Genomic DNA, 25,918 nt, shown 5'->3' with positions numbered 1-25,918 from the left:
AGCACGGACAAACCCTTACGGCTGAAGGCTCCGCAGAATCGATTCTGCGGAGCCTTCAGTGGTGTTCCGGTAGTTGATGCCGGCCCACAGATTCAGCCACTCCGGCTCCCCTGCGGCCGCGGCCGCGGCGCGCAGGGGAGTGGTGAGGTGGTGGATTTCCGGGTAGCCGTAGGGTGCGTCGCCGTGATGGCGGCGCATGAATTCGTTGTGCAGTCCCCGCGCATTGCGCCCGGAGAAGACGCGGGTGACGGCGGTGGTGGTGAAACGGTCTGACGCCGCCAGGGCGGCCCGGTGCACAGCCTTGGTTCCCGCTTCGTCAGCACGGAGGAATGCCGTGCCGGCCTGGACCGCCGCAGCACCGACGGCGAGCGCAGCACGGGTGTGCTCCGAGGTGGCAATTCCGCCTGCCGCGATGAGCGGCGCTTCAAGATCGGACAGCTCTCCGAGGATCCCGTGAAGCGGCACCAGGGGAGGAGGGGCGTCGGCCTTGAAAGTTCCGCGGTGGCCGCCGGCTTCCGGGCCCTGGACGCACAGCGCGTCAGCGCCTGCCGCAAGCGCCTGCAGTGCTTCCTGACGGTCCGTTACCGTGGCGATCACGTACACGCCATGGTGCTGGAGGGCTTCCACCACGCTGGATGCGGGAAGATCGAAGGTGAACGAAACAACGTCCGGTGCCAGGTCCAGCAGGACGTCGAGCTTCTTCTGCCAGTCGTCGTCGTCATGCCTTGGCTCTCCCAGGCTGACGCCGAAGCGTTCAGCGTCCGGGGCCAGGGAATCGGCATACCGCTGCAGGGACTTGTGGCTGATGACTGAGGCCTGGGGGACGAAAAGGTTGACCCCGAAAGGCCGGCCGGTGAGGGACCTGACTGCTTCAATCTCGGCGCGCATGGCCCCGGCGGTTTTGTAGCCCCCAGCGATGAAGCCCAGCCCTCCGGCCGCGCTGACTGCAGCCGCGAGTCGCGGGGTTGAGGGTCCGCCGGCCATTGGGGCCTGGATGACGGGCAGTGGCAGGGACTTGAGGCGAAACCTGCCGGCCTTTTGCTGCGTACCCATCTGCCCTCTCCGCTCTTTGCGCCTACCTGACGAATGCTACGCCGGTCTGCGCTTCCGTTCGAAGCGGCGGGGGAGGACCGTCCTGGTCCGCGTCACCCGGCTTCGACGAGGAGCTTGAGGTTCTCCAGGGTCTGCTGGCGCGCCCGTTCCTGCATTCGCTCGATGATGAGCTGATCAGCGAGCTTCCCCACCGCGCTCCCGGGTACGTTGTACTCAAACTCGGCAGTCACCAGGGTGGTGCCGTTCCCGCCGGGCTCGTAGTCCCACGTCTGCCACCCCTTAAGGGGGCCTTCGAACTCAATGCGCGCCCGCTGTCCACCGCCGGCTGTCTCTTCCCTCCCCGTAACCCTTGTGGTCACGTGGAAGGGGACACCCGCCATGAGGTACTTGTGCTCGACGACGGTTCCCGCACCGCCGTCGCCCTCGATCTTCTCAGCTTCACCCAGGTTGACCCACCACGCCGCCCATTGCCTGGGGTCTGATGCCACCTCGACAACGCGCTCCACCGGCGCGTCGATCGGAATGCTCACCTTGATATGGCCCATGGGATACTCCTTATGCTTGCGGCCGGATGATTGGTGATGATCAAGTACAGACGCTACTTAGGCCGCTCCGGGCCCAGCTAGGGGCCAAAGCCCCGGAGGATTGGAGAACCTTGTGTCGTCTGCCCCAGGGCAGTAAAAAAGGCGCGGACGCACGGCGAGAGGGTCCCGCCGTGCGTCCGCGCCTTGAGTGGGTGGACCGCTTAGAGGGCCAGCGCCGGCTCGTCCCCGCGCACGCTCAACGTGAAGGTGTTGGGGCCGCTGCACGTGACGGCGATGCGGCAGGTGGTGGTGTTGTGGCGCGAGGAAAGGTCGGAGACCGCGGAATCCAGGGTTTCGTGGAGTGAGCCCCGGTCCCAGATCTTCAGCGTCACGGATTCGGCAGTGTTAAACGTCATTGTTCAGTACTTTCCCTGAGTCAAGCCGGCTCGGCGTCCGGCAGTGGCCTGTCCGCGCTCGGAGGGTCGGTGGCCAGTGCTCACCGGTGGGCCTCGTTGCGTCACCAGGATTTCAGGGGCGGATGTTCCACCCCTCCCATCCATAGTGCCCGGGCGGAAAGCCGTGACTCAACCGAATCGGTCTATTTTGCAGGTGTTTCTCATCACGTGTGGGCAGTGGGCCAACGCCTAATCATCGAAGTGCGCGGTGATCTTCTCTTCCCCTGAGATGGAGGTGATGACCGTTGCGGCCACTTCGCGGAGCTTGACGTTCCTGGTGTTCGACGCGCGTGTCAGGATGCCGAAGGCCGTGTCCCGGTTGCACCTGTTCTCCGCCATTATTGCCCCGACTGCCATATCGATCACTGTCCGTGACTGCATGGCCACGGACATGTCGTTCCTGGCTTCGCTGAGCTGCGTGATCCGCAGAATCAGGCGGAGCGAGCTTGCCGCCTGGCCCGCGAAACTTTCGGCGGTGGCTGTGTCCTCAGCCGAGAACCCGTTGCTGCATCCCGAGTAGAGGTTGAGGACGGCTTCGGCTTCCCCGGCGAGATCCAACGGGACGGCAAGGATTGAAGACACGCCGTGGTGCATGGCAGTCCGGATATATGGTTCCCACCGGGTTTCGGCGGCAAGATCGGGAACGAGGATGGTGTGCCCGTTCCGGAGCGCGGTGAGGCAGGGGCCTTCGCCAAAACCGTTCTGCAACTCGTCCAGCGCGCTGGCTGCGGCGTCGCTGGCGGCTACCGCCTCCGGCCTCTTGTGCCGGAGAACTGTGACGCCGCTGTGGATGGTGTTCCCCGGCACCGACAGCCGGGATGATGCCAGGACCGCCAGCTCCGTCAGGAAAGCCTTGATGTCAGTGCTTTCCAGTACCAACTGCTGCAGCGTCAGCTCCGTATCCGGCCCTGGGCCGAAGCCGCCTGGTCCCTGCCGGAAACCATCGTTGTCCGTCATTCGGGGTCAACTCCAAAAAATTCATTCATTGCCGTGGTGATGAGACCCACCTGGGCTGCCGGAAGGCGCAGGGCCTCGTTCAGGTAGGCGTCCAAGGACATCTCGTCGACGTCGCCTCCGAGGCCGTAGTAGTACGTCCACAGCTCGATGAGGGGCACGCTGGCATCACGGAAACGCCTCGCTGCAGTTCGCCGCTGCCCGTCGGCTTCAACCAGTTGATCCGGGCCGCCGGTCCAGTCAGCGTTCACCGTTTACTTCCATCCGGGCTGTATGGGAGTTGTGTTCCTTCGACGATCTCCCGTGCAATTTCCTGGATCCGCCGGTTGGTGGAACTGGCAGCCGCCTGGAGGAGTTCAAGGGCGCCGTCCCTTCCGCCGCGAGTCTGCAGCATGACCAGCGAGACGGCCGCGTCCACGACGGCGCGGGATTTGAGGGCGGCCCGGAGCTTGCCCGGGAGGACTTCCGGGGCATGCAGCCGCAGGGCAAGGCGAAGGATGCGGGACATTGAAGCGGCATGGTCCTCCACCAACGCCACGGCAGCGGGATCGAAAGCGTGGGTGGTGTGCGCATAGGAATTCAGGGCTGCACGTGCGGAAGGATCTGTAGGGATGGGAACCGCCAGGACGGAGCGAACATCGGCCTTCGCGATGCTGGCCATGTACCGGCCCCACCGCTGGTCGTTGGCTAAGTCGTCAATGAGTACCGTCCGCTGCTGCCGGAGGGCTGTGAGGCAAGGGCCCGAGCCGAAACCGTATTGGGTTTCGTCGAGCCGCTGGCCTTCTACGCTGCTGGCGGCAACAGTGGAGGGTGCGCGGTCGCGTTCCACGGTAATGGTGCACTCCACGGTGCTGCCGTCGGCGCCCAGCCGGGAGGCGGACAGGGTGGCGAGGCCCAGGAGGAACTCGCTGAATCCGGGACTTTCCAAGAGGAGATCCTGGTATTCGTCGGCCGTGGTCAGTGCATCGTTGCTGGCCATTTGGCCTCAATCCCGAAATTGCGCCAAGTGCTGTTGCTCCTGGCTATTGGCTTCCGCTCTTGGCGCGGCCAGCCCGTGTATTCAACCTCCGGATCGTCTTGTTATCCCGAAAATCTCCTACCTTTGACACTACGCTCCTGCGGCGGTTTCTGATATAGAGGCCGATTCTCCCCGTGAATGGGGCGGCTAGGACCCGGGCGCCAACGTCCCAGTCTCGCCGCCGTCGTCATCGCTTTCCGCCTTGGTGTCCCTGCCGCCCCCCTCATCGCCGTCCATGGCCGGCCGGCTGGAGGCGAAATCATCGGAGTAGGGCGCCCGGGGGCGGGGAAGATCGTCGATGAGTTCGTTTGCGGCAAGCGCCAGCAGGTCTCGCTGGATTGCCGGTAAGGAGAGGAGTCCCTGCAGGTAGGCCTCCACCTCATATTCCCCTGCGTCGCCGGACAGGCTGAAGTATTTCAGCCACAACTCGGACACTGAGATATCAGCTGCCTTCAATGCTGCGCGGAGCCGGCGCCGTTGTTCCGGCTCATTCCGATCAAAGCCCACGGACCGTTCCTAGTCGCGCAGGGCCGGCGTCCCGGCCAGAATCGATGCACTCACGTCCTGCAGCCGGCTGCCGCTTTCCCGGGCTTCCCTCATCAGTTGCTGCAGAGCGTCCTCGTGGCTGAGTGCCAGCCGCTCCATCAGCACTCCACAAGCACGGTTGACGAGATCCCTGCTGTACAGGGAGGACTGCAGTCCTTCCGTCATTTTCCGGGGTGCCTCGCTGGCCTGGATGTGTGAGAGAAGGGTCGCCGCAGGGGCGGCGAAGAGCTGCACCAGGCTTGGGCTCGAGGAGCTGTAGGCGTCGGCGGCAGCGGCATACAGTTTCAGCGCGCCGATGGATTCCTTGCCGGCAATCAGCGGAACGCTGACGACGGACCGGATGGGCAGATGCAGGACCGCCTTTTGCCACGCAGGCCAACGCTCATCTCCACGAACGTCTTGCACCAGCACGGGCGACTCCGTTGCCCACGCCGTCAGGCACGGACCCTCACCGTGTTCGTACTGGGCAGCGTCCGCCTGTTCAACGGTCCGGTCGGTGTAGCCGCTGCTGGTGCGGCGCCCCCTGGCATCCAGCAAAGAAACCCCTGCGCCGATCGTTCCTGCCACGGACTCCTTGGCCGCACGGGCGAGGGAATGGACGGCGCTGGTAACTTTTTCCTCGGTCAGCAGCAGCCCTTGGATGCGCGCAATTACCGTGCCTAGCTCGTCAAGGGGAAGCTGATGCGCCATTCCATCAGGATAAGCCCCCGGAGCCGACGGCTGCGCTGCCGTGCGGGCAAAGGCCGCCGTAAGATGAACCCCATGCTGAATTCTGCCGATAAAGAGACCGTCCAGCACCTGCAGGAGATTCTGGTGGGTGCCGGGAATGCTGTGGAATTCCTGTCGGGACTCTCAGGATTGGCGGCAGCGGCACTGTCTGAAGCTTCCGGTGACGCGATTGAGTGCGCCGTGACCCTGAAGCTCCGCCGCCGCCCCGCAACTGCCGCCGGCAGCAGTGCCCGCGCTGTGGAACTGGACCATATCGAGCAGTCCGTGGGGGATGGCCCCTGCATCCGGGCACTGCGGGAGATGGCGCCGGTGATTATCGACGACGTTGCCAAGGATCCCCGGTGGCAAACCCTAAACCGAAAATTTGCCGAGCATGGCGTGCGAAGCACCCTGGGAGTGCCCTTGGAGATAAGCGCCGATGCCAGCGCTGCGCTGAACTTCTTTGCCACAAAACCCGGGGTGTTCACGGCTGACGTCTACGACAAGGCGGTGGGCTTTGCCGCCGCTGCCCACAACACCCTGCACCTCTCCGTCCGCATCGATAACGCGCAGAACCGGGCCGACGACCTGGAGGCGGCGCTTGAAAGCAGGACCGCAATCAATCTGGCGTGCGGCGTGATCATGGCGCAGAACCGGTGCTCGCAGGAGGAAGCGATGGAGATCCTCACCAAGGTCTCCAGCAACCGAAACCGGAAACTGCGGGACGTGGCCAAGGAACTGATCGAGCAGCTGTCCGGCAGCAGCGTCCAGACCCACTTCGACTCCTAGCCGGCCCGTTCCGGGCCGCGGGTTCGGTCGGTGACCGGGCGCCATCCCGGTCCAGTCAGCCAGCTGCCCGGACCGATACGGTGGGGTCGCCGCCGGAGTGACGGATGTCCCAGCAGTTGCCGCTGCCCATAACGCCATATTCCTTGCCTCCCGCTGATTCCAGCACCACCGCCGTGCCCTCATCGATGGCGACGGCCCATTCCACCATGCCCGCCGCTACGGCGCCTACCGCCCGGCTCAATGTTCCGGCTTGGGCCGCATGAACATCCTCCGGGACCAGCCCCAGGCCCCGGCGGATGTCCACCGCGTCCAGGCCTTTAGAGCATTCCTCCCGGCACACTTCCACCCCGTTGATCCGGTACCCGCCGGTCAGCGCCTCACGGGACGACACCATGGCTCCCGCGGAAAAACCCAAATAGGGGGCGCCGGCAGCGGCCAGCCGCGAGATCACGGTTGCCGCGGGCGAAGGCACTCCCAGTAGCCCGGCGTCATTCCGCCGCCCACCACCACGCCGTCCACGCCGTCAAACACCGAGGAATCTGTGGGTGTTCCGTTGCCGAGCAGTACAGGAACCACGTCGCAGGCAAGCCGCTCCTGCAATGGGCCGGCATATTCCGCCACCCGGCCCATTGGGGACCGCTGTCATGGACCACTACGGCGATGCGGGCCTGTCGTCCCGGGCCTGCCCGCAGCTCCGCCTCGGCGGCAAACCTGTCAAACACCTCGGGGAACTACCCGCGTCCGGCCCGGCGCCCACCAGGAAAATGCTCATGCCCACAAGCTACAGAACCATTGACGCATGCTTTGGGCTGGGCTAATGTACAACCAAATGGTTGTAGATCAGTTCAGCGAAACCGAATTGGACCGCCTCTTCCAGGCGTTCGCCGATTCCACCCGCCGGGACATTGTCCGCCGCGTCACTGTGGCCGACTACTCCGTCTCGGGGCTGGCAGTCCTCTATGCCATGAGTTTCGCCGCCGTACAAAAGCATGTGGCGGTGTTGGAGCGCGCGTCATTGGTCACCAAGGAAAAGCGCGGAAGGGAGCAGATCGTGCGGGGCAATCACGAAGGACTGCAAAAAGCCCGGCGGCTGCTCGACGAATATGAACAGATCTGGCGGCAGCGCGCCGCCAGGATGGCAGACATTCTCGCTGAAGGTTAGGAAGGCATTGCCATGACAGTCATCAGTACGGATAAGAACCCCGAGGCCCTGAGCCTTACCCTCGTTGCAGAGTTCGACGCAGGAGTCGAACGCGTCTGGCAGCTGTTCGAGGACCCGCGTCAGCTGGAGCGCTGGTGGGGCCCGCCAACCTATCCGGCGACCTTCTACAGGCATGAGTTCGTGCCGGGAGGCGCGGCCAAGTACTACATGACAGGGCCGGAAGGGCAGAAGGCACACGGCTGGTGGGAGTTCACCAGCATAGACGCGCCGCGCCAGCTCGAGTTCAACGACGGTTTTGCGGACAGCGACGGCAACCCCACGGGCGAGCTGGGCATCTCTCACGCAACCGTAGACCTGGAGTCGCTGGGGCAGCGGACCCGCATGACCATCCAATCCACGTTCGAGTCCGAGGAGCAGCTGGAGCAAATAATGGCGATGGGAATGGAAGAGGGCCTTAAGCAGGCTGTCGGTCAGATCGACAGCATCCTTGCCCAGCACGCCAACGCCTGATTCCATCGCAGCCTTTCCCCCGGCCCCAGGGGAGTGGACGACGGCGGGGCGTCCCGCCGTCGTCCGCTCCCCTTTGGCGTTGAACGCGCAAGCCCTCCGCTGAATACTGGAAGGTGGGATCAGGCCGAGGGAAGGCGGTGGCAGCAGTGAGCGGCGGGGCAGGGGATTTCCGTAAGCGCCTGGAGCGGGCAGCCGAGGTCCGTTCGTACCGCGGCGCCGGGATCAGCGCCGAGGAGGAAGCCGCGCTGGACGCCCTCGACGCGCAGGAGCGGGAGAAGCGCAGGAAGGTCAGCGACGCCGCCCGCGCGGAGTACCTGGTGAGGGATGCCATGGCGCAGGGCAAGTTCGACAACCTCAAGTACGCGGGTAAACCGATTCCCGGCCTGGGAGAATCCTACGACCCCGACTGGTGGGTCAAGGGGCTGATCCAGCGGGAGAACATCAGCGGCCTGGGCCCAGCGGCCATCCTGCTCCGTACCGAGGATGCCGAACTCGATGCCAAGCTGGACGCCCAATACACGGAGCAGCAGGTCCGGGATATCCTGCAGGATTTCAACCGGCGGGTGATTGATGCCCGGCGCCAGCTGCAGGGCGGACCGCCGGTGGTCACCAGGACCCGCGACGTGGAGGAGGAAGTGGGGCGCTGGCGCACCCGGCGTGCCGCAGCGCTGGTTGTCCAAGCCGCTGCGGAACCGGAACCCCGACGCTCCTGGTGGAAACGGTTGTGGAAGGGGGCCGGTTAGGGCACGGGGTTCGAGCGCTCGAACAGCTCACAAAGCGAGTTGTACTACTTGTCCGTCTGCCCTCGATGGATCAGCCCGATCCTGGTGCAAACCCCTTGCGACGCGGTGTTCGCGGGATGGGTTACCGCGACAACCTGGGGCAGCCCGCTGGAGAACGCGTACTCGAGAACAGCTTGCGCTGCCTCCGTGGCGTAGCCGTTGCCCCAGTGGTCCGGGTGGAAGTGCCAGCCAATCTCCGTGTCGCCCGAGGGCTGGAGCGGCAGGTCAGCGCCCGACGCCGGGATGGCCTTCAGGAGCAGCGCTCCGGCGGGTTGGGCAGAGGGGTTGTGGCGGTTTGGGTTTTCGCTCTTGAGCTGCACCGCCCAAGCCGCATGCACAGGATTGTTCATGGTGCGCCACAAGTCGATGCGCTCCCGGGCTTCGGTAATGCTGGTCATGATCCGTGGCTGGTTGCCTATGAAGCGCTGCACCTCCCAGCGGGAATAGAGGTCCAGGACAAAGCCGGCGTCGTCCGGCTCCCAGGGCCGCAGGATGAGCCGCTCTGTCTTGAGGGTCTGCATGCCACCCATGAGTCTAGGGCTTCGGGCTGGGGTTCGGTCCGATCATTGAACCGGGCGGTGGTGCGAACGGGGCTGCGGGATAGAGCGGTGCCACCTTGAGCATGTAGTTGGCCCACTGCGGCCCGGCGATCATGTATCCGTCCAGGCGGGGGTAGAAGGTGCCGTTGATGGTCACGTTCTGGCCTGCCCGCTTTTGGCCTTCCAGCGCATCCCCGAAGAAGGACGCGGTGACCATGCCGGTGGTGTAGCCCACCACCCAGGTGGACCCGTTGGTGTTCGAGGTGCCCGTCTTGGCTGCGGTGGGAACCTTGTCCTGAACCTTTGGGTTGATCCAGACGCCGGAGCCCTTCTTCAGGACGTCCTGCAGCACCGAGTTGACGCCTCGGGCCACATCCGGCTTCACTGCGTCATGGCAGTCCGGGGCCTGGGCCGGCAGCTTTGCCCCTGCCGCATCCGTAACGTCAACCAGGGCGATAGGTGCGCAGTAGCGGCCCTCCGTGGCGAATGTGGCAAAGGCGTTTGCCAGGGTGAGGGGGGCAACGCCGATGCCGCCCAGCAGGTTGCCCAGTTGGTGCATGTTGACCGGGGCGCTGTCCAGGCCGCTGTGCAGGCCTACAGAGTCCACCATCTTCTGGATACCGCAGAAATCAAGCTGCGCAGCCGATGCGAACGTGGCGGTGTTGATCGAGTTATACAGCCCATAGTTGACGGGCATGGGCCGGTAGAAGCCGTCCTCGGCGTTCTGCAGGTCGTCGGCAGCACCAAGGGCAGGGTTTGACTGCGCCGTGCTATAGGCTCCGAGCACCTTCCCGCAGCTGTCCCTCCACGGGAATCCCAGCGGGTAAACGCGGCGTGAGGCGTCAACCGGGGCGGTGAGCGACTTGCCCTCGTTCAGCCACTCAGCAAACGTGAACGGCTTCATGGTGGACCCGGGCTGGAAGCCGCCGGCACCGTTCAGGTCGTTGCCCTGGGCGTCCTTGGCATCCACATTGAAGTTCAGGTTGGTATCGAACTTGCCCGGAGCTGGCAGGAACACAGTGTTCTGCGCCATCGCCAGGATTTTGCCGCTGCCCGGCTGGATGGTCAGCAGCGAGGCCGCCCACCGGTCCGGATTTGCGCCGGCCGTCCCGTCCACCTGGGCTTGGGCGGCGGACTGGAGCCTGCTGTCCAGGGTGGTGACGATGGTCAGGCCGCCGCGGAACAGTCTCCGCTCGCGTTCAGCTTCCGTCGGCCCGTAGGCGGGATTGTTCAGGATCAGGTGGGAAATGTAATCGCAGAAGTACGGCGCCATGGCCGCATTGGCGCAGCCCTGTTGCTGGGGGGTGATCTTCAGTTGGATCGGCGTGGCCGCGGCCTCATCGTGCTGGGCCTGGCTGATCTTGCCCAGGCGCAGCATCTCGGACAGAACGTGGTTCCGCCGCGCAATCGACTTGTCCGGGTTGGTGGCCGGGTTGTACAGGGTGGGGCTGTTGACCAAGCCAGCCAGCAATGCTGCCTGGGGGAGGGTGAGGTCTTTTGCGTTGGTGCTGAAGAAGTAGCGTGCTGCGGCTTCAATGCCGTAGGCGTTGCTGCTGAAGAAAACGATGTTGAGGTAACCCTCGAGGATTTGGTCTTTTGTGTACTTCTTTTCCATGGTGACCGCGAGCTTCATCTCCCGCAGCTTGTCAGCGAGGGTTTTCTGCCCGTTCAACACCACCGCGTCCGGCCTGTCCTGCGAGAGCTGCGCCTCGTTCAGGACGTTGGTGACGTACTGCTGGGTGATGGTGGACGCGCCCTGCTCGCCACCCTTGGTCAAATTGGATACCAGCGCGCGCAGTATCCCCTGCGGATCTACGCCTGCGTGCTCGTAGAACCTGCTGTCCTCAACGGCAATTATGCCGTCCTTGATGAAGGGGGACATCTGGTCCAGCGGCACCTTCACACGGTTCTCCGCGTAGAACGTAGCGATTTGCTGCCCATCGGCGGTCAGGACCTTGGTGGCCTGCGACGGCGGCTGGACATTGAGTTCCGCCGGCAGGCTTTCAAAGAATCCGATGGAGGTACTGACGCCCATTCCTGCGGCCGCTACGGCCGGGACCACGAGGCTCGCTGCCAGGATGCCACACAGGATACTTGCGGCAACGAACCCCACCAGGCGTCCCATTCCGGCGCCAAAACCGTGCCGCCTGCGCTTCCGCTTCTTCGCCATTCCTCAGCCCTCGCGCTCGAAGGTGGGATCAGGATACGCTCCCGCCGAGGGGCGAACCAGAGGCGGAAAGGTCAGGATTTGGTCACGCCAAACCATTGACCAGCGATAGTTAGCGACATATCGTTAGATATCGCTGAATAAGCAGCGATTACTGAAAAGATGAAAGGACGATGCCACCATGAAAGGCATATTTGATGACAAAAATCCTGGTCCGGAGTTCGGCAAGGGCCGCTTCGAGCGGGGGAGGGGGCGTCGGGGACCGCACGGGCACAGGGGACCTGGGTTCGGCCCGGGCTTCGGGCCAGGCTTTGGCCCCGGTTTTGGACCCGGCTTCGGGCCAGGCTTTGGTCCGGGTTTCGGGCGGGGCGGCCGTCGGGCCAGCCGGGGTGACGTCCGGGCGGCCATCCTCTCGCTCCTGGCAGAAGCGCCATCCAATGGTTACGGACTGATCAAGACCATCGCCGCAAAAACCGGCGGGATGTGGAGGCCCAGCCCCGGATCCATCTACCCCACGCTCCAGCAGTTGGTGGACGAGGGCCTGATTGGGGCCCTCAGCGAAGGCCGCGGGACTGAGTTTGCCCTTACGGACGCAGGCAAGGCCTATGTGGCGGAACACGGTGAGGAAATGGAGAACGCCTGGAATGCTGAACCGGACAGTGCGGACAGGGACTTCCACCAAAGCATCGGCAAGCTTCTGGGTGCCATCCATCAGTTCCGTACCGGTGTGACGGAGGAACAGCGCGGTGCTGCCGTCGAGAAGATGGACGAAACCCGCCGTGCGCTTTACAAGATCCTCGCTGACTAGTGGGCGCCCGCCAGGCGCCCATTGTCCCGGCCGGCCCTGTGAGCGGAACCCGGCCCAGGGAAGCTACGCGAAGGAGTCTTCCTTGGCGCGGCGTTCGGCCGGGGCCGTAGCCGCTGCGTGGTGCGCCAGCATCTGGCCCAGGGTGCTGAAGCCGGAGCCCATCTCACCGAGGGCGTAGGCGGTCTCGGCGTGCTCGGACAGGTCAACACCGGCGGTTTCAGCCTCCCGGCTGACACGGAAGCCGACGGTCTTGTTGATGACCAGGCCGATGACAGCGGTCCCAATCCCGGACAGCAGCAGGGTGATGACTACGGCGGCCGCCTGGGCAATGAGCTGCTGGACACCGCCGCCGTAGAAGAGGCCGCCGCCCTGGCCGTCCACGGGGAGGGCGATGAGCCCCAGGGACAGCGTGCCAATGAGGCCCGCCCCCAGGTGGACGCCCACCACGTCCAGGGAGTCGTCAAGGCCAAAGCGGTACTTGAGGTCCACGAAGACGCAGCAGGCCGCTCCGGCCACCAGGCCCAGCGCGATTGCCGCGAGAGGGCTGATGTTGGCGCAGGAAGGGGTGATGGCCACCAGCCCGGCTACGACGCCGGAGGCCGCACCAAGGGATGTGGGGTGGCCGTGGCGGATCTTTTCGGTGACCAGCCAGCTCAGCATGGCTGCGGCGGGGGCCACCAGTGTGTTGATCCAGATGAGGCCTGCCTGTTCCGCGCTGGTGGCTGCGCCGGCGTTGAAGCCAAACCAGCCGAACCAGAGAATGGCGGCACCCAGCATGATAAACGGGAGGTTGTGGGGGCGGTGGTTGGGGTCCTTGGCGAAGCCGTGGCGCTGGCCGACGATGATGGCCAGGACCAGGGCGGCGGTTCCTGAACTGATTTCCACCACGGCGCCGCCGGCGAAGTCGATGACCTGGCCGAAGATTGCCGTCACGGCGCCGCCGGCGCTCATCAGCCCGCCTCCCCAGATCATGTAGGCGAGGGGGCAGTAAATCAATGTGATCCAGACAGGCACGAACAGGGCCCAGGCGCTGAACTTGGCGCGGTCGGCGATGGCGCCGCTGATCAGGGCCACGGTGATAATGGCGAAGGTGGCGCTGTACCCGGCCTTGAGGAGGTCCGGGGACCCCATGAGGTTCTGCAGGCCAAAGCTGGTGAAGGGATTGCCGAACAGGCCCAACACTCCTTCGCCGGTGGTTAGGGAGTAGCCATAGAGGACCCAGACCACGCCGACGATCCCTGCCGAGATGAAGCTCATCATGATCATGTTGAGCGCGGACTTGGCGCGGGTCATGCCGCCGTAGAAGAGGCCGAGCCCGGGGGTCATCAGCAGAACCATTGCTGCTGAAATCATCAGCCAGACTTGTTGGGCAGTGATTTCCACCGGTGGGTCCCTTCGCAACGTGACATTTTTGCAGGACCCGTGTGGCCCCGTGGCATTTCCCCCGGGATCCATTTTTGGCGTTGCGTGTTTCAACAAACGGCTCATAAAGTTGCGGTCACGTTACACAAATCGCTCCCGCGTGAAGTTCGCGTGTCAGCTATGTTTCGGGAATGTAAACGGAACCTCCACGCCCGCCACGCACCGCACCGCGCCCGCCCCTCCATTTCCCCGCCACTGCAGGCCGCGCTGCCCGTTCGAAGGTGAGAACCGCCGTCGTACGCTCTTTGCCGTCTGTTTCGGCGTTATGAACGGCGCCTCACGCGGTCAGAACCTGCGGGCGTTGGCCAGCACCGGCAGTTTTGCCCGTACGTCATCGACGGCTGAGGGGTCGATATCGACGACGGCGAGTTCAGGCTTTCCGCCAAGGGCCACCACCGCCTTGCCCAGGGGTGTGACGACGGCGCTGTGGCCGATCCCCGTGGGGGCTGTTCCTGGCGGACCTGCCCCAACGGTTTCGGGGTCGCCCTGGCCGCAGGCAACAACAAACGTGGTGCTGTCCAGCGCCCGGGCGCGCACCAGGAGGTCCCACTGCTCGGCCTTGCCTTCGCCTGCCCCCCAGGAAGCGCACACGATATTCACCTGGGCACCTGCGTTGGCATTGGCCGTGAACAGGCCCGGAAAGCGGACGTCGTAACAGGTGGCAAGCCCGAACACCGTTCCATCCAGCTCGAAGGTCACCGGCGCTTCCCCCGCGTCCACCGTCCTGGACTCGGTGAAGCCGAAGGCGTCAAAAAGGTGGACCTTGTCGTAAGAAGCCTCCACCGCGGGGCCGGTGACCAGCAGTGTATTGCGGACACGGCCATCCTTCCCCGGGGTGAACATGCCGGCCACGATCGTGATGTCCAGGTCCTTGGCAATCCTGCGGACCTCGCTTGCCCATGGGCCGTCAACCGGCTCGGCAATGTCCTTTAACGAATGGCCGAAGGCGCGCATCGTCGCCTCGGGAAAGACCACCAGTCGCGCATCTGCATTACTGGCCTGGGACGCGAAGTCCCAAATCAGTTCCAGGTTGGCGGCGGTGTCGGCACTGCTGATGACCTGGGCTACTGCGATACGCATTACTGCCTGTATCCCTCAACCTCGCTGATGGGGCGGGCCTCGGCGTCGTTCGGGTTTTCGCCGGACTCCTTCTTGGCCCTCCGTTGGCGCAGCAGGTCCCAGCACTGGTCCAGGCTTTCTTCGACGTACTTGAGCCGCGCCTGGTCCGGCGCCTGCCCGTCCCCCGAACCCTCGCGCAGCGAGTGCTCCTCCTCCACCAGGGCCTGGATGTGCGTCAAGATGTCCTGATCATTCATGGCTTCCCCTTACTCCGGTCCGGTCCCCTTCAGCGTACGTAGTAGGCGCTGAAGCCACCAGTCCCCGGGCTGTACCATCACTTCATGCCCACTGCGCTCGACATGGCAGGTCCCATCCTGGAAGTGCTCACCTGGTTGTGCCTGCCCGCCGGGCTGGGACTGCTCTTTTACACCGGATTCCTCCGCCGCTTCGTGCACCCGTGGGATGTGGCCGAGGCCGTGGTCTATTCGGATTCCACCGGGGTGGGGTTCCGCTGGTTCGACCGGAAGCACCAGGTGCACAACGCGCCCATGTCCCCCTACGACATCAGGGACATGGCCGTGGGCGACACCCTGCCCGTCTATTACCACCCCAAGCGCCCGACCCAGTGGCAGGCCACCAGGCCGGAGGAGGCGGGCAGGACGGCCTCGGTCCTGGGCCGCTGCCTGACCGCGATCGGCGCCGTGGCGTTATTGGCCGGCTTCGTCCTGCCGATGTTCTAGCTGACCAGGACCACGACAATTCCCAGGCACCCCAGAGCGACGCCCGCAAAGGCAGTCCACAGGACGGCGGGCAGGTCGGCTTCGATGCTTTCGCCTGCCAGTCCGTGGGATCTGGCCCTGTAACGGCGGCGCTGGGTGAGGTAGATGGCGAGGGCGGCCCCACCGGAAATCACCGGCAGCATCAGGATGGGCGGCCCGTATGTGGGAAGCCAGCGCAGGAAGAAGGCGCTGGCCGTCACCAGTGCCAACATGGTCCGGCCCCATGCGAGTGCCGTGCGCTCAGGCTGGAGACCGGGATCGCCGTGCGGGCTGGGTGCGCGCGATGCCACGGGATCAGCGCCAGAGAATAAAGACCAGCACGACGGCGGCAGCCAGCGCCCCTGCCCCGGCCAACAGGGGGACAAAAAACGGCAGGGGCAGCGGAGCCTTGGTGCGCATGCTGCGCTCCACCCGAAGCCACCGCACGGCAGCACCGCCACTGAGCATCATGCCCAGCAGCAGCAAAAGGACAGCCAGGCCTTTCCGGACCGGTTCGATGAAAAGGCCGGAAGTGAACGCCTCGATGGCAATGCCGCCCGCCAGCAGCGCGAGCGACGTACGGATCCAGGCCAGGAAGGTGCGCTCGTTCGCAAGGGTGAAGCGCGGGTCCGGTTCCTCGCCGCCAGGCAGCAGCCGTTCGGCCAGTTTCCCGCGCGACGGCGGTGCCGCTGGCCCGTGCGGCTGCTCACTGTTGATCACGGGGCCAGTTTAGCCGTGGCGGGTCTGTGCCTGCTCGTCAGGAAGCATGGCGCAGTGCCGCCTTGCCGGCCAGGTGTTCGCCGATGGGCAGTGCGGCGGTCGCGGCGGGGGACGGCGCATTCAACACGTGGATCATCCGTTCCGTCTCCGCCAGCAGGAAATCATGAAGAAGCGTCCCGTCCCGGCGCACGGCCTGGGCCCTGATGCCCGCCTCAAAAGGCAGCAGGTCCGCCTTGGTCAGTCCGGGTGCGTATTTGCGGCATTCCTGCAGGTAGCTTCCCTTGAACAGCGAGTTCCGGACTTCCCGCACCGCGGTGGCGGCATTGGACCTGGCGACGTTCCACAGTCCGGGAAAGCGCAAGTAGCGGCCCACGTCCTTAAGGTCCACCGAAAACTTGGGATAACCCTCCCGGGCCAAGCCCAGCACGGCATTGGGTCCCACGGTGATGCTGCCGTTGATGGTGGGAGTGAGGTGCACGCCAAGGAAAGGCAGCTCAGGATCCGGCACGGGGTAGATCAAATGGGTCACGTAGTCCCGCTTGCTTTCCGGCAGCTCAAAGTACTCGCCGCGGAAGGGAATGATCTGGACGTCGATGTCCATTCCAGCCAGCTCCGCCAGCCGGTCCGACTGCAGGCCCGCGCAGGCCACCAGGCGGCGGCAGGAATAGAGGTCATGGTCCGTGCCAACGTCCACGCGGTCGGAATGCTCCATGATCGAGCGCACTCCGGCTCCCGTTACGACTCGTCCGCCGGCATTGGAAATGAGTTCCGCAAGCTTGAGCGCCACCTCGCGGTAGTCCACGATGCCCGTGCTGGGAATGAACAGTGCGCCCAGGCCTGAAACATTGGGCTCGCGCCCCTTCAGTTCCGTTCGGTCAATGCGCTCGCAGCCGAGTCCGTGCACGGCCGCGCGCTCCTCCAGGCGGTCCAGCCGCCCAAGCTCCACGGCCGAGGTGGCCACCAGCAGCTTGTCCGGCTCGGCGTAACTGACTCCGTGCTCCCGGCAGAATTCCTTCGTCTGCTGCGACCCGGCCTTGCTGAACCGCGCTTTCAGGCTGTCCGGGGCGTAGTAGATGCCGGAATGGATCACTCCGCTGTTGTGCCCGGTCTGGTGTGAAGCCAGTGTCTCCGCGGCTTCGAGCAGGACCAGCGAGGCGCCTGGCTGCTTCCGCAGCAGCTGATAGGCGGTTGCAAGGCCCACGATCCCGCCGCCGACAACGCAGTAGTCCGTCCGATCCACAGGTCCGCCTTTCGCCGTGGCTAGATTCTAGCCACGGCCTGCTGTTTTTGCTCCGTTTCGAAGTTATCCGCCACTCCGCGGTGCAAACATGATCACGGCGACGCCCAACAGGCAGACCAGGGATCCGGCGATGTCCCACCGGTCCGGACGGAAGCCGTCAAAGAGCATTCCCCATGCCAGGGAGCCGGCCACAAACACGCCGCCGTAGGCCGCCAGGATTCGACCAAAATGGGCGTCCGGCTGGAGGGTGGCCACAAAGCCGTAGGCGCCCAGTGCGATGACGCCCAGACCGGCCCACCACCAGTCCCTGCCTTCGCGGACTGCCTGCCACACAAGCCAGGCGCCGCCGATTTCAGCTGCAGCGGCCAGCACGAACAGCACAATGGTCTTGAAAATGTTGACAGTGTCGCCCGGAATACCCACGCAGCCATCATCCCAGCCGGGAATGCGGCTGCTGGCCGGACAGTTGGGGAGGGTATGGAGCATATCGGATTCCTTTCATTCGGCCACTGGGGCCCCGGGCAGGGTTCCCGCACCAGGACAGCGGCGGACGCCCTCCTCCAGGGCATCGAACTGGCGGTTGCCGCGGAAGAGCTTGGAGTGGGCGGTGCGTTCTTCCGGGTCCACCACTTCGCCCGCCAGCAGGCATCGCCCTTTCCGCTCCTCTCAGCCATCGCCGCCAGCACCAGCCGCATCGAAATCGGCACCGGTGTCATCGATATGCGCTACGAGAATCCGCTGTATATGGCAGAAGAGGCTGCGGCGGCAGACCTGATCAGCGGCGGCAGGCTGCAGCTGGGCATCAGCCGGGGGTCACCCGAACCCGCCCGGGAGGGAGCGTCAGCATTCGGGTACCGGCCGCAGCCGGGGGAGACCGATGCGGACATGGCCCGGCGCCACACCGCTGCGTTCCGTAAGGCCATCACCGGCGCCGGCATGGCCCAGGCAGATCCACGGTACGCCGGGGGTGCCGCCGGCCTCCTGCCTGTCCAGCCCCAGTCCCCGGGTCTGGCGGAACGGATCTGGTGGGGCGCCGGGAGCAGGAAGACCGCGGTGTGGGCCGCGGAACTGGGCATGAACCTGATGAGCTCCACGCTGCTCACCGAGGACACGGGCGTCCCCTTCCACGAACTCCAGGCCGAACAGATCCAGCTGTTCCGGGACGCCTGGGCAGCAGCAGGACATGCACACACCCCGCGTGTTTCGGTCAGCCGCAGCGTCCTTCCCATCGTCGACGAAGAGGACAACTACTACTTCGCTGGCAGCGCGCTGCGCGACGGCCGGGACCAGGTAGGTGTCATTGACGGGCTGACGGCCAGGTTCGGCAAGAGCTACGTGGGCCCACCGGACCAGCTGGCGGAACAACTAGCGGCCGATACGGCGGTCCAGGCGGCCGACACCCTGCTGCTGACCGTTCCCAACCAGCTGGGCGTGGACTTCAACGCCAAGCTCCTGGGCCACATTGTGCAGTTCGTGGCCCCGGCCCTGGGATTGGGCCGATAGGACGCTGGGAACCTATTGTGATACCGAACCGTTACTCTTTAAGTGCGGCGTGGGGGCTTCGCGCCCCTACAACAGTGTGACTACGGAACGGTCATATGACGGAGAGAGAGAAATATGGCTCGCGCCGCCCTAGGCTTTACCGCATGATCCGGCTTCGGCAGCTGGCCCAGGCGGCCACCGTGCTCACCACGCCACTGGCACCAGAGGACATCCTGGCCCTGTTCAACCCTGTCTACTCTGCCCGGCAGCTGCGCGGTGTGGTCACCCGGGTGGTCCAGGAGACCGCCCAGTCGGCAACCATTTTCTTCCGCCCCGGCCGCGGCTGGAAGGCGCACCTTGCAGGGCAGTGGGCCCGCATCGGCGTCGAACTCGACGGCGTCCGCCACTGGCGCTCCTACTCGCTCAGTGCGCCCGCCGGCAAGGACCCGGCCATCACCGTCACCGACGTCGGCGCAGTCTCCGGCACCCTGGTGCGCACCACCAAGCCCGGCGATGTCCTTTTCCTGGCCCCGCCGCAGGGTGATTTCGTGCTTCCGGAGCATCCCCGTCCCCTCCTCATGGTTACCGCCGGCAGCGGCATCACTCCGGTGATGTCCATGATCCGTACGCTTGTGCCGCGGCGTCCCGACGCCGACGTCGTCCTGGTCCACTCGGCCCGCACGCCGGGCGACAGCCTGTTCCGTGAGGAGCTGGCAGAGCTCGCTGACCAGTTCCCCAACTTCCGGCTTGCGCACTGGTATACCGGCGAGCAGGGCCGGATGGACTTCTCCAGCACCAATGAGCTGGACGAGATCTGCCCGGACTGGAAGGAACGTGCAGCCTACGCCTGCGGTCCGGACAGCTTCCTGGACGATGCCGAGGCGTTGTGGAAGCGGGCCGCCCTGACCACACGCGCACCCGGGACCGACGTTGCAGTGGCGGGAGGCGCCGGCAACCTGATGATCGAGCGCTTCAACACCACCTTCAGCGCCGGTGTAGGGCACGACGGCGGGCTGGTCACCTTCGAAGCCTCCGACCGGGAGGTGGAGGCCGACGGCGACACCCCCATCCTGGACATCGGCGAGGACGCCGGGGTGCTGATGCCCAGCGGATGCCGCATGGGTATCTGCCACAGCTGCCTCACCCCGCTCCTGGCCGGCCAGGTCCGTGACCTCCGCACGGGGGAGATCCATGGCGAACCCGGCCAACTGATCCAAACGTGTGTCTCGGCAGCCGCCGGACCCGTCAACCTCGAACTCTGAGGAGCAGCACCGCATGTCTGTCATCTCACCCGCAAAAGCCACTGCCGCCGCCACCGGCGCCAGCGCCGGCACCTCAAGGACGCGCCCCGGCAAGCTGGCCGAATCGGGCAGCCCCACCGTTCGGCCGCCGGCTGCCGCCCACCTCAGCGATGAACAGGTGGCGGAGCTGGGCCGTGAGCTCGACGCCATCCGGGACGAGATCCTGGGCAAGCGCGGAGCCGAGGATGCCGCCTACATCCGCCGCATGATCAAGATCCAGCGGGGCCTGGAAATCTCCGGGCGCGCCGCCCTCCTGGTCAGCAAGAACAAGGCCGCCTGGGTCGCCGGCACCACCCTTCTGAGCTTGGCCAAGATCCTGGAAAACATGGAACTGGGCCACAACATCCTGCACGGCCAGTGGGACTGGATGCGGGACCCTGACATCCACTCCACCACTTGGGAGTGGGACTTCGTCACCCCGTCCCGGTCGTGGCAGCATACCCACAACGACCTCCACCACCGCTGGACCAACGTGGTGGGCAAGGACAACGACGTCGGATACAACCTCCTGCGCATGGATGAGCAGCAGCCGTGGAAGCCCATCAACCTTGCCAACCCGCTGTTCAACGCCATCCTGGCGCCGGTTTTCGAGTGGGGCATCGCCATCTACGACCTCGAACTGACCGAGTACAAGGAAGGCACCAAGTCCAAGGAGGCCCTGCTCAAGGACCTTAAGGCCCTGGGCAAGAAGGTCATCACCCAGTTCACCAAGGACTATGCGGCGACTCCGGCCGTAGCCATGCTGACCGGCTCGGCCAAGCAGGCACTCTTCGGCACCATCGCAGCCAACGCGGTGCGCAACGTCTGGGCGCACGCCGTCATCTTCTGCGGCCACTTCCCGGAAGGCACCGACACCTTCACCGAGGAGATGGTGGACGGCGAAACCCGCGGTGACTGGTACGTACGCCAAATGATCGGTTCTGCCAACATCTCGGGGTCCAGGTTCATGCACCTCATGACCGGCAACCTCTCCCACCAGATTGAGCACCACCTCTTCCCGGACCTGCCCTCCAACCGGTACGCCGAGGTGGCACCCAGGGTCCGCGAAATCTGTCAGCGCTACGGCCTGAAATACACCACCGGGCCGCTGTTGAAGCAGGTGGGCTCATCCTGGGCGAAGGTCTTCAAGCTGGCACTGCCCGGCAAAGCTGCCCGGGCCTAACAGGTTCCGGCCAGCACCAAGGCTCAACACCAAGGCGCCCCTGCGGAATCCGCAGGGGCGCCTTGGTGTTCGCTGGAAAGTGGCAAGCCCGCTGTTGGCGCCGCTTAGTGCCGTGTTCCGGGAGCCAGGAGCATGTGGTCCAGCTTAGGCAGCGCATGCCGGAGCCGGTGTTCGGCGCTGTCAAGAATCTCCTCCGCCTGCGACAACTCCGTGTCGGCCAGGACGATGCGTGCGGAGCCCTGCAATCGGTGGCCGGACCAGCGCAGCTGCAGGTGCTGGACAGCACGGACGCCAGGCGTGTCCTCAAGGGCGGCCTGGGCGCGCGACACGAGTTCCGGTTCGATGCCGTCCATGAGCCGCCGCCCGATGCTGCGGACGGTACCCCACAAGAGCACCATGATCGCTGCGGAGATGATCAGGCCGACGATCGGGTCGGCCAGCGGAAAGCCGAGCATGACCCCGACGGCGCCGACTACCACGGCGAGCGAGGTGAAGCCGTCCGTGCGGGCGTGCACGCCGTCCGCGACGAGAGCGGCGGAACCGATCCTGCGGCCAACCCGGATGCGGTAAATTGCCACGGCTTCATTTCCGGCAAAACCGATCAGGCCCGCTGCCATGACCCAGCCGAGGTTCTGCAGCGGCTGGGGATGGAGCAGCCGGTCTACGGACTGCCAGCCGGCCACGACGGCGGAGAGGGCCACCACGGCCACAATGAACAGGCCGGCCAGGTCTTCGGCCCTGCCGTAGCCATAGGTGTACCGGCGGGTGGCCGCCTTGCGTCCCAGGATGAAGGCAACCCACAGGGGCACCGCGGTCAGGGCGTCCGAGAAGTTGTGGATGGTGTCGGCGAGCAGGGCGACGGAACTGCTGAACAGGACCACCAGGAACTGCAGCACCGTGGTGGCCAGCAGGACAAACATGCTGATCTTCAGCGCCCGGATTCCTTCGGTGCTGGCCTCCATGGCGTCGTCAATGGAATCCGCGGCGTCGTGCGTGTGCGGGACGAACAGCTCGATCAGCCAGCCCTTGAAACCGGCATGGTGATGGTGGTCGTGGTCATGAGGGTGGTCGTGGTCGTGGTCGTGGTCGTGCGGATGGCCATGATCGTGGTCATGGTGGTGTCCGCCATTGCCCTCCGCCTGCGGGTGGTTGTGCGGATGCGTTGACTCCTTGTGCGGACCGCTCATGAGGCACTCCTTTGCGCTGCGTGGTTGGTGATGCGGTGATGGGCCGGCTCTCCGCCAAGGGCGTGCTCGGCCTGGAAGATGGCGTCGGCCACAAGCTGCCGGGCGTGCTCATTTTCCAGCCGGTAGAGCACCCGTGTCCCGTCCTGCCGCGTGGACACCATCCTCGCCAGGCGCATCTTGGCCAGGTGCTGGGACACTGCTGCGGGAGACTTGCCCACTACGTCCGCCAAGGCCCCCACCGCCATCTCCCCGTCGCGGAGCGCCAAAATGATCCGCACCCTGGTGGCGTCCGCCAGCATGGCAAAGACCTCCACGGCCAACTCCACATACTGGCTGTCCGTCCCCAGGGAGCAAGCATTCCTATCTGCATTCATACGCATATAGTGTCATAACCTCGGCCCGTCACGCACTTTTGGCGGATGCCGCCGTCGTCCCATGAAGGCTGCCGAGTGCAGGCGTGGGAATTTACCCCGATGGCTTTCATCACCGTAGGTACTGAGAACAGCACTGATATCGAGCTCCATTATGGGGACCACGGCTCGGGCCAGCCCGTCGTGCTGATCCATGGCTACCCCTTGGACGGATCCTCCTGGGAAAAGCAGGCCGCAGCACTCCTTGGCGCCGGTTACCGCGTCATCACCTATGACCGCCGCGGCTTTGGCAAATCCAGCAAGCCCACCGAGGGCTACGACTACGACACCTTGCGGCGGACCTTAACACCCTGCTCACTACCCTGGACCTGAACGATGTGGTGCTGGTGGGCTTCTCCATGGGTACCGGCGAGGTGGGCCGTTACCTCGGCACGTACGGCTCCGCCCGTGTGGCCCGCGCGGCGTTCCCCGGGTCCCTGGAGCCGTTCCTGCTCAAGACCGACGACAACCCCGGCGGCGTCCCGCAGGACGTGTTCGACGGACTCGAGGAAGCCGTCACGGCTGACCGCTATGCCTTCTTCATCGAGTTCTTCAAGAACTTCTACAACTCAGACACTTTCCTGGGCACCCCGCGCCTGAGCCAGGAAGCGGTGACCGCCAGCTGGAACGTTGCCTCTGGCGCCGGTGCCACGGCCTCTGTTGCCGCCCAGCCCACCTGGCTCACGGACTTCCGCCAGGACATCCCCAAGATCGATGTTCCCGCCCTGATCGTGCATGGCACCGTGACAACATCCTGCCCATTGACTCCACCGGCCAGTTGTTCGCCAAGGCCGTGCCGGGCGCCGAGTACGTGGAGATCGAGGGCGCCCCGCACGGCATGCTGTGGACGCATGCCGCAGAGGTCAACGAAGCACTGCTCGGCTTCCTCTCGAAGTAGGACACGCTCGCTTCCGACGGCGGCAGGAACCGCCGTCGGAAGCGGCAGGAAACCGGCGATCACCCGCGGGGTCCGCCGCCACTGCCGTGACGGCGCGGCGGACGCGTCCGGGTTTGCGTGCTGGTCGCTGCTGAGGCGTCATGCCTCATTTCCAGGAGGCCAACCTAGCGGGGGAATTTCCACCTTGTGTGCGGTTCCTGCGAAACTGGTGCTGTTGAAACCGGTGCGGGGCACAGCTGCCTGGCAAGTGCCGCGAGTTCCCCCGGCTTAAATGGTTTGGTGAGGTAGCCTGCGGCCCCCGAAGCCATTCCTGCCAGCACGTCGTCGTCCTCCGAGCGGGCCGTCAGGAACAGCAGTGGCGCGGCGCTGAGGGCCCGGATGGCGAGTGCCACCACATGCCCGTCCATGTCCGGCAGGCCAAGGTCCAGGGTGACCAGGGCAATGGCGGGATCAGCCGCGGCGGCGATTCCCTCCGCCCCGGTACCCACGGCCCTGACGTCAAAGCCTGCCCGCGTCATGACCACTGAGATCAGTCCGCGGATATCGTCGTCATCCTCCACGACAAGGCAGATACGCTGCTGTTCCATCAAGCCCCCCGGCGAAAAGTTGGCACCAGTCTACCTGCGGCTGAAACGGATGCCAGGGACCGCTGCCCTAGCCGTCGTAATGTGTACGCGCCGGCCCTTGGCCCAATGCGTTCACCACGGCAGCGGCCACGTCATGCAGCTTGGAGTTGCGGGTACTGGAGGCCGCCCTCAGGATGTCGAAGGCGTCCTGCTGGCTGCAGCGGTTCTGGGCCATGATGATGCCGACGGCCATGTCGATCACGGTGCGGGACTCCAGTGTGGCTCGGAGGTTCGCCGCCGTTTCGCTGTAGTGCGCAAAGCGCACCGCCAGGCGCAGCGCCAGTGAGGTCTGGCTGACGAAATCCTCGGCAAATTTCAGGACGCGGCCTTCAAAGCGGCGGGCGCGGCGGGAGTACAGCAACAGCGCTGCCTTGGTTTCGCCTTCAAGCCGGAATGGAAGGGCCGCAACCGAGCGGATCCCCTCGGCAATGACTGCGCTGGAGTATTCCGGCCAGCGGCCGTCCTGGGTGAGATCCGGAACGTGGATAATTTCCTGATCGGCGAAGGCTGTCATGCCGGGGGTCTCGGTGAACCCGTGCTCGAGCCGTCCAATGGACTTTGCTTCCTGGCTGCTGCTGGCAACCGTGGCCGCTTTTCGCTGGCGGAGAAGGGTGATGGCGCACAGCATTTCATCGCCCGGTTCGGAGAGGTTGCGTGCGGACACCTGTGCCAGTTCGTTGAGGAACTCCTCAACGTCGGAGCTATTGAGGACCAGTTCATGCAGGTGCTCGGTTATTGATGTATCTGATTTTGCTGTTGACTCGCTGGCCACGGTTTCTTGGTGCCATTCGTTCAGGTCAAAACGAGCCTGCAACACACGAACGCCCCGCAGCTGGACGGGAGCCGTGATGGTCGCTGGATCGACGAACTTTCCAACGGCCTGCTGCTAAACCGATATCCCGAGTATATACAACCCCGGCAGGGCGAGGCCCCCCGTGGCCTGCGCGGCCGCATACTGGCGCCCGACCGGGGCAACCGGCACAATGAAGCGGAGCCGCTGCTGCCGGGGAAGGACAGGAACATGACCAGGCTTCTCATTATCGGTCCGCCGGGTTCCGGCAAAGGAACGCAGGCCGAACACCTGGCGCGCCACTTCCGGGTTCCCGCCGTTTCCACCGGCGACATCTTCCGCAGCAACGTCAGCCGGCAGACAGACCTGGGGAACCAGGCCGCCCAGTACCTGGACGGCGGCCATTTCGTACCGGACCACCTCACCAACGCCCTGGTGAAAGACCGGCTTCTGGAGGGCGACGCGAGGCGCGGGTTCCTGCTGGACGGCTATCCGCGCACAGCGCCGCAGGCAACGGAACTGGACAGGATGCTCGCAGCCCAGGGGCATGCCCTGGACGCCGTCATCGAATTGCAGGCGCCCGACGCGGAACTGGAGCAGCGGATGCACCGCCGGGCCCTGGAACAGGGACGCACCGATGACACCATCGACGTCTTCCGCCGCCGCTTGGACCTCTACCACCGGCAGACGCATGAAGTAGTCTCGGTGTACGCGGGCCGGGGCATTCTGGTGACCGTCAACGGCAGCGGCCATCCGGGCGGGATTACCGCCCTGGCGATCGCTGCCGTCGAGCAGTTCCTCTCAGCCCCGCCGCCCCCGTCCTGACCGAAACACCGCACGGTGAAACG

At 65.1% G+C, this 25,918-nt stretch carries 33 protein-coding genes and 1 pseudogene; 11 read left to right on the top strand and 23 right to left on the bottom strand.

Features of this window, described 5'->3' with window-relative positions; translation table 11 throughout:
* Positions 1-15: 15 nt before the first annotated feature.
* The 8 genes from IEW19_RS17620 to IEW19_RS17585 all read right to left on the bottom strand — a co-directional run bounded on the left by IEW19_RS17620 (position 16) and on the right by IEW19_RS17585 (position 5,240).
* On the bottom strand, positions 16-1,053 hold the full coding sequence (locus tag IEW19_RS17620; protein WP_188572896.1) for a nitronate monooxygenase: 1,038 nt from the start codon (positions 1,051-1,053) through the stop codon (positions 16-18).
* 92 nt (positions 1,054-1,145) lie between these two features.
* Positions 1,146-1,598 (bottom strand): SRPBCC family protein, encoded by a 453-nt coding sequence (locus IEW19_RS17615; protein ID WP_229748550.1) that lies wholly within the window; start codon positions 1,596-1,598, stop codon positions 1,146-1,148.
* Between the two features lie 200 nt (positions 1,599-1,798).
* Positions 1,799-1,993, bottom strand: a complete 195-nt coding sequence (locus tag IEW19_RS17610; protein WP_188572894.1) for a hypothetical protein — start codon at positions 1,991-1,993, stop codon at positions 1,799-1,801.
* Between the two features lie 228 nt (positions 1,994-2,221).
* Positions 2,222-2,989 carry a GAF and ANTAR domain-containing protein gene (locus IEW19_RS17605; protein WP_188572893.1) on the bottom strand — a complete coding sequence of 256 codons (768 nt, stop codon included), beginning with the start codon at positions 2,987-2,989 and terminating at the stop codon, positions 2,222-2,224.
* Positions 2,986-3,237, bottom strand: a complete 252-nt coding sequence (locus IEW19_RS17600) for a hypothetical protein (protein WP_188572892.1) — start codon at positions 3,235-3,237, stop codon at positions 2,986-2,988. The genes IEW19_RS17605 and IEW19_RS17600 overlap by 4 nt, the downstream gene beginning before the upstream one ends.
* The gene (locus IEW19_RS17595) at positions 3,234-3,965 is read right to left on the bottom strand and encodes a GAF and ANTAR domain-containing protein (RefSeq protein WP_188572891.1); all 732 of its coding nucleotides are present in this window, start codon (positions 3,963-3,965) and stop codon (positions 3,234-3,236) included. The genes IEW19_RS17600 and IEW19_RS17595 overlap by 4 nt, the downstream gene beginning before the upstream one ends.
* A gap of 186 nt (positions 3,966-4,151) precedes the next feature.
* Positions 4,152-4,511 (bottom strand): hypothetical protein, encoded by a 360-nt coding sequence (locus IEW19_RS17590; protein WP_188572890.1) that lies wholly within the window; start codon positions 4,509-4,511, stop codon positions 4,152-4,154.
* Positions 4,512-4,520: 9 nt separating this feature from the next.
* Positions 4,521-5,240: a GAF and ANTAR domain-containing protein gene (locus IEW19_RS17585; RefSeq protein WP_188572889.1), complete on the bottom strand. Its 720-nt coding sequence runs from the start codon at positions 5,238-5,240 to the stop codon at positions 4,521-4,523.
* 72 nt (positions 5,241-5,312) lie between these two features.
* Between IEW19_RS17585 and IEW19_RS17580 the strand changes: the two genes are divergently transcribed.
* Positions 5,313-6,047: a GAF and ANTAR domain-containing protein gene (locus tag IEW19_RS17580; protein WP_188572888.1), complete on the top strand. Its 735-nt coding sequence runs from the start codon at positions 5,313-5,315 to the stop codon at positions 6,045-6,047.
* 55 nt (positions 6,048-6,102) lie between these two features.
* On the opposite strand, the gene IEW19_RS23625 is transcribed toward IEW19_RS17580, so the two are convergent.
* Positions 6,103-6,519, bottom strand: coding sequence for a type 1 glutamine amidotransferase family protein (locus IEW19_RS23625; RefSeq protein ID WP_229748549.1), 417 nt, complete (start codon positions 6,517-6,519; stop codon positions 6,103-6,105).
* Positions 6,495-6,668, bottom strand: a complete 174-nt coding sequence (locus tag IEW19_RS23620) for a hypothetical protein (RefSeq protein ID WP_229748548.1) — start codon at positions 6,666-6,668, stop codon at positions 6,495-6,497. Before IEW19_RS23620 ends, IEW19_RS23625 begins: the two co-directional genes overlap by 25 nt.
* A 208-nt stretch (positions 6,669-6,876) precedes the next feature.
* Here IEW19_RS23620 and IEW19_RS17570 point away from each other — a divergent pair, with 208 nt between their 5' ends.
* From IEW19_RS17570 to IEW19_RS17560, 3 genes are all read left to right on the top strand, one after another.
* Positions 6,877-7,209, top strand: a complete 333-nt coding sequence (locus IEW19_RS17570) for an ArsR/SmtB family transcription factor (RefSeq protein WP_188572918.1) — start codon at positions 6,877-6,879, stop codon at positions 7,207-7,209.
* Between the two features lie 12 nt (positions 7,210-7,221).
* Positions 7,222-7,719 (top strand): SRPBCC family protein, encoded by a 498-nt coding sequence (locus IEW19_RS17565; protein WP_188572887.1) that lies wholly within the window; start codon positions 7,222-7,224, stop codon positions 7,717-7,719.
* 146 nt (positions 7,720-7,865) lie between these two features.
* Positions 7,866-8,462, top strand: a complete 597-nt coding sequence (locus tag IEW19_RS17560; RefSeq protein WP_188572917.1) for a DnaJ family domain-containing protein — start codon at positions 7,866-7,868, stop codon at positions 8,460-8,462.
* Positions 8,463-8,506: 44 nt separating this feature from the next.
* On the opposite strand, the gene IEW19_RS17555 is transcribed toward IEW19_RS17560, so the two are convergent.
* On the bottom strand, positions 8,507-9,022 hold the full coding sequence (locus IEW19_RS17555; RefSeq protein WP_188572886.1) for a GNAT family N-acetyltransferase: 516 nt from the start codon (positions 9,020-9,022) through the stop codon (positions 8,507-8,509).
* Between the two features lie 13 nt (positions 9,023-9,035).
* Entirely contained in the window at positions 9,036-11,210 is a 2,175-nt protein-coding gene (locus tag IEW19_RS17550) for a transglycosylase domain-containing protein (protein WP_188572885.1), read from the bottom strand.
* Positions 11,211-11,388: 178 nt separating this feature from the next.
* On the opposite strand from IEW19_RS17550, the gene IEW19_RS17545 reads away from it, so the two are divergent.
* The gene (locus tag IEW19_RS17545; protein WP_188572884.1) at positions 11,389-12,015 is read left to right on the top strand and encodes a PadR family transcriptional regulator; all 627 of its coding nucleotides are present in this window, start codon (positions 11,389-11,391) and stop codon (positions 12,013-12,015) included.
* A 63-nt stretch (positions 12,016-12,078) separates the two neighbouring features.
* On the opposite strand, the gene IEW19_RS17540 is transcribed toward IEW19_RS17545, so the two are convergent.
* From IEW19_RS17540 to IEW19_RS17530, 3 genes are all read right to left on the bottom strand, one after another.
* Positions 12,079-13,398: an ammonium transporter gene (locus tag IEW19_RS17540; RefSeq protein ID WP_188572883.1), complete on the bottom strand. Its 1,320-nt coding sequence runs from the start codon at positions 13,396-13,398 to the stop codon at positions 12,079-12,081.
* A gap of 324 nt (positions 13,399-13,722) precedes the next feature.
* Positions 13,723-14,517, bottom strand: a complete 795-nt coding sequence (locus IEW19_RS17535; RefSeq protein WP_188572882.1) for a carbon-nitrogen hydrolase family protein — start codon at positions 14,515-14,517, stop codon at positions 13,723-13,725.
* Entirely contained in the window at positions 14,517-14,753 is a 237-nt protein-coding gene (locus IEW19_RS17530) for a DUF2630 family protein (protein WP_056330013.1), read from the bottom strand. The genes IEW19_RS17535 and IEW19_RS17530 overlap by 1 nt, the downstream gene beginning before the upstream one ends.
* A gap of 84 nt (positions 14,754-14,837) precedes the next feature.
* Here IEW19_RS17530 and IEW19_RS17525 point away from each other — a divergent pair, with 84 nt between their 5' ends.
* Complete coding sequence (locus IEW19_RS17525; RefSeq protein WP_188572881.1) at positions 14,838-15,236, top strand: hypothetical protein; 399 nt, start codon at positions 14,838-14,840, stop codon at positions 15,234-15,236.
* Here the strand turns inward: IEW19_RS17525 and IEW19_RS17520 are convergent.
* The 4 genes from IEW19_RS17520 to IEW19_RS17505 all read right to left on the bottom strand — a co-directional run bounded on the left by IEW19_RS17520 (position 15,233) and on the right by IEW19_RS17505 (position 17,637).
* Entirely contained in the window at positions 15,233-15,565 is a 333-nt protein-coding gene (locus IEW19_RS17520; protein WP_188572880.1) for a DUF202 domain-containing protein, read from the bottom strand. The two genes, IEW19_RS17525 and IEW19_RS17520, sit on opposite strands and share 4 nt — an antisense overlap.
* Before the next feature lie 4 nt (positions 15,566-15,569).
* Entirely contained in the window at positions 15,570-15,974 is a 405-nt protein-coding gene (locus tag IEW19_RS17515) for a YidH family protein (RefSeq protein ID WP_188572879.1), read from the bottom strand.
* Positions 15,975-16,011: 37 nt separating this feature from the next.
* Entirely contained in the window at positions 16,012-17,214 is a 1,203-nt protein-coding gene (gene lhgD, locus IEW19_RS17510; RefSeq protein WP_188572878.1) for an L-2-hydroxyglutarate dehydrogenase, read from the bottom strand.
* Positions 17,215-17,277: 63 nt separating this feature from the next.
* Entirely contained in the window at positions 17,278-17,637 is a 360-nt protein-coding gene (locus tag IEW19_RS17505; protein WP_188572916.1) for a YnfA family protein, read from the bottom strand.
* A 54-nt stretch (positions 17,638-17,691) separates the two neighbouring features.
* Here IEW19_RS17505 and IEW19_RS17500 point away from each other — a divergent pair, with 54 nt between their 5' ends.
* From IEW19_RS17500 to IEW19_RS17490, 3 genes are all read left to right on the top strand, one after another.
* A complete protein-coding gene (locus IEW19_RS17500; protein ID WP_188572877.1) occupies positions 17,692-18,717 on the top strand; it encodes an LLM class flavin-dependent oxidoreductase in 1,026 nt (341 codons plus the stop codon).
* 143 nt (positions 18,718-18,860) lie between these two features.
* On the top strand, positions 18,861-19,958 hold the full coding sequence (locus IEW19_RS17495; RefSeq protein WP_188572876.1) for a ferredoxin reductase: 1,098 nt from the start codon (positions 18,861-18,863) through the stop codon (positions 19,956-19,958).
* A gap of 13 nt (positions 19,959-19,971) precedes the next feature.
* Positions 19,972-21,159, top strand: coding sequence for a fatty acid desaturase family protein (locus tag IEW19_RS17490; RefSeq protein WP_188572875.1), 1,188 nt, complete (start codon positions 19,972-19,974; stop codon positions 21,157-21,159).
* A gap of 104 nt (positions 21,160-21,263) precedes the next feature.
* Here IEW19_RS17490 and IEW19_RS17485 read toward each other — a convergent pair whose 3' ends face one another.
* Positions 21,264-22,346 (bottom strand): cation diffusion facilitator family transporter, encoded by a 1,083-nt coding sequence (locus IEW19_RS17485; protein ID WP_229748547.1) that lies wholly within the window; start codon positions 22,344-22,346, stop codon positions 21,264-21,266.
* Positions 22,343-22,720, bottom strand: coding sequence for an ArsR/SmtB family transcription factor (locus tag IEW19_RS17480; RefSeq protein ID WP_188572874.1), 378 nt, complete (start codon positions 22,718-22,720; stop codon positions 22,343-22,345). The genes IEW19_RS17485 and IEW19_RS17480 overlap by 4 nt, the downstream gene beginning before the upstream one ends.
* 99 nt (positions 22,721-22,819) lie before the next feature.
* On the opposite strand from IEW19_RS17480, the pseudogene IEW19_RS17475 reads away from it, so the two are divergent.
* Positions 22,820-23,654, top strand: a pseudogene (locus tag IEW19_RS17475) (alpha/beta fold hydrolase).
* A 164-nt stretch (positions 23,655-23,818) separates the two neighbouring features.
* Here the strand turns inward: IEW19_RS17475 and IEW19_RS17470 are convergent.
* Entirely contained in the window at positions 23,819-24,241 is a 423-nt protein-coding gene (locus IEW19_RS17470; RefSeq protein WP_188572873.1) for a response regulator transcription factor, read from the bottom strand.
* A gap of 67 nt (positions 24,242-24,308) precedes the next feature.
* A complete protein-coding gene (locus IEW19_RS17465) occupies positions 24,309-25,052 on the bottom strand; it encodes a GAF and ANTAR domain-containing protein (RefSeq protein WP_188572872.1) in 744 nt (247 codons plus the stop codon).
* Between the two features lie 249 nt (positions 25,053-25,301).
* Here IEW19_RS17465 and IEW19_RS17460 point away from each other — a divergent pair, with 249 nt between their 5' ends.
* Positions 25,302-25,895: an adenylate kinase gene (locus IEW19_RS17460; RefSeq protein ID WP_188572871.1), complete on the top strand. Its 594-nt coding sequence runs from the start codon at positions 25,302-25,304 to the stop codon at positions 25,893-25,895.
* Positions 25,896-25,918 lie beyond the last annotated feature (23 nt).

Source organism: Arthrobacter liuii, assembly GCF_014639275.1.
Classification (GTDB): Bacteria; Actinomycetota; Actinomycetes; order Actinomycetales; family Micrococcaceae; genus Arthrobacter; species Arthrobacter liuii.
The sequence above is the reverse complement of the archived record's forward strand: the minus strand, read 5'-3'. Positions and strand labels throughout refer to the sequence as shown.

Coding starts and splice junctions, on each gene's coding strand:
- IEW19_RS17525 (WP_188572881.1), top strand. CDS start 14,838: ATGCCCACTGCGCTCGACATGGCAGGTCCCATCCTGGAAGTGCTCACC.
- IEW19_RS17550 (WP_188572885.1), bottom strand. CDS start 11,210: ATGGCGAAGAAGCGGAAGCGCAGGCGGCACGGTTTTGGCGCCGGAATG.
- IEW19_RS17535 (WP_188572882.1), bottom strand. CDS start 14,517: ATGCGTATCGCAGTAGCCCAGGTCATCAGCAGTGCCGACACCGCCGCC.
- IEW19_RS17615 (WP_229748550.1), bottom strand. CDS start 1,598: ATGGGCCATATCAAGGTGAGCATTCCGATCGACGCGCCGGTGGAGCGC.
- IEW19_RS17470 (WP_188572873.1), bottom strand. CDS start 24,241: ATGGAACAGCAGCGTATCTGCCTTGTCGTGGAGGATGACGACGATATC.
- IEW19_RS17460 (WP_188572871.1), top strand. CDS start 25,302: ATGACCAGGCTTCTCATTATCGGTCCGCCGGGTTCCGGCAAAGGAACG.
- IEW19_RS17480 (WP_188572874.1), bottom strand. CDS start 22,720: ATGAATGCAGATAGGAATGCTTGCTCCCTGGGGACGGACAGCCAGTAT.
- IEW19_RS17545 (WP_188572884.1), top strand. CDS start 11,389: ATGAAAGGCATATTTGATGACAAAAATCCTGGTCCGGAGTTCGGCAAG.
- IEW19_RS17610 (WP_188572894.1), bottom strand. CDS start 1,993: ATGACGTTTAACACTGCCGAATCCGTGACGCTGAAGATCTGGGACCGG.
- IEW19_RS17490 (WP_188572875.1), top strand. CDS start 19,972: ATGTCTGTCATCTCACCCGCAAAAGCCACTGCCGCCGCCACCGGCGCC.
- IEW19_RS17565 (WP_188572887.1), top strand. CDS start 7,222: ATGACAGTCATCAGTACGGATAAGAACCCCGAGGCCCTGAGCCTTACC.
- IEW19_RS17620 (WP_188572896.1), bottom strand. CDS start 1,053: ATGGGTACGCAGCAAAAGGCCGGCAGGTTTCGCCTCAAGTCCCTGCCA.
- IEW19_RS17585 (WP_188572889.1), bottom strand. CDS start 5,240: ATGGCGCATCAGCTTCCCCTTGACGAGCTAGGCACGGTAATTGCGCGC.
- IEW19_RS17500 (WP_188572877.1), top strand. CDS start 17,692: ATGGAGCATATCGGATTCCTTTCATTCGGCCACTGGGGCCCCGGGCAG.
- IEW19_RS17530 (WP_056330013.1), bottom strand. CDS start 14,753: ATGAATGATCAGGACATCTTGACGCACATCCAGGCCCTGGTGGAGGAG.
- IEW19_RS17495 (WP_188572876.1), top strand. CDS start 18,861: ATGATCCGGCTTCGGCAGCTGGCCCAGGCGGCCACCGTGCTCACCACG.
- IEW19_RS17595 (WP_188572891.1), bottom strand. CDS start 3,965: ATGGCCAGCAACGATGCACTGACCACGGCCGACGAATACCAGGATCTC.
- IEW19_RS17555 (WP_188572886.1), bottom strand. CDS start 9,022: ATGCAGACCCTCAAGACAGAGCGGCTCATCCTGCGGCCCTGGGAGCCG.
- IEW19_RS17580 (WP_188572888.1), top strand. CDS start 5,313: ATGCTGAATTCTGCCGATAAAGAGACCGTCCAGCACCTGCAGGAGATT.
- IEW19_RS17605 (WP_188572893.1), bottom strand. CDS start 2,989: ATGACGGACAACGATGGTTTCCGGCAGGGACCAGGCGGCTTCGGCCCA.
- IEW19_RS17485 (WP_229748547.1), bottom strand. CDS start 22,346: ATGAGCGGTCCGCACAAGGAGTCAACGCATCCGCACAACCACCCGCAG.
- IEW19_RS17570 (WP_188572918.1), top strand. CDS start 6,877: ATGGTTGTAGATCAGTTCAGCGAAACCGAATTGGACCGCCTCTTCCAG.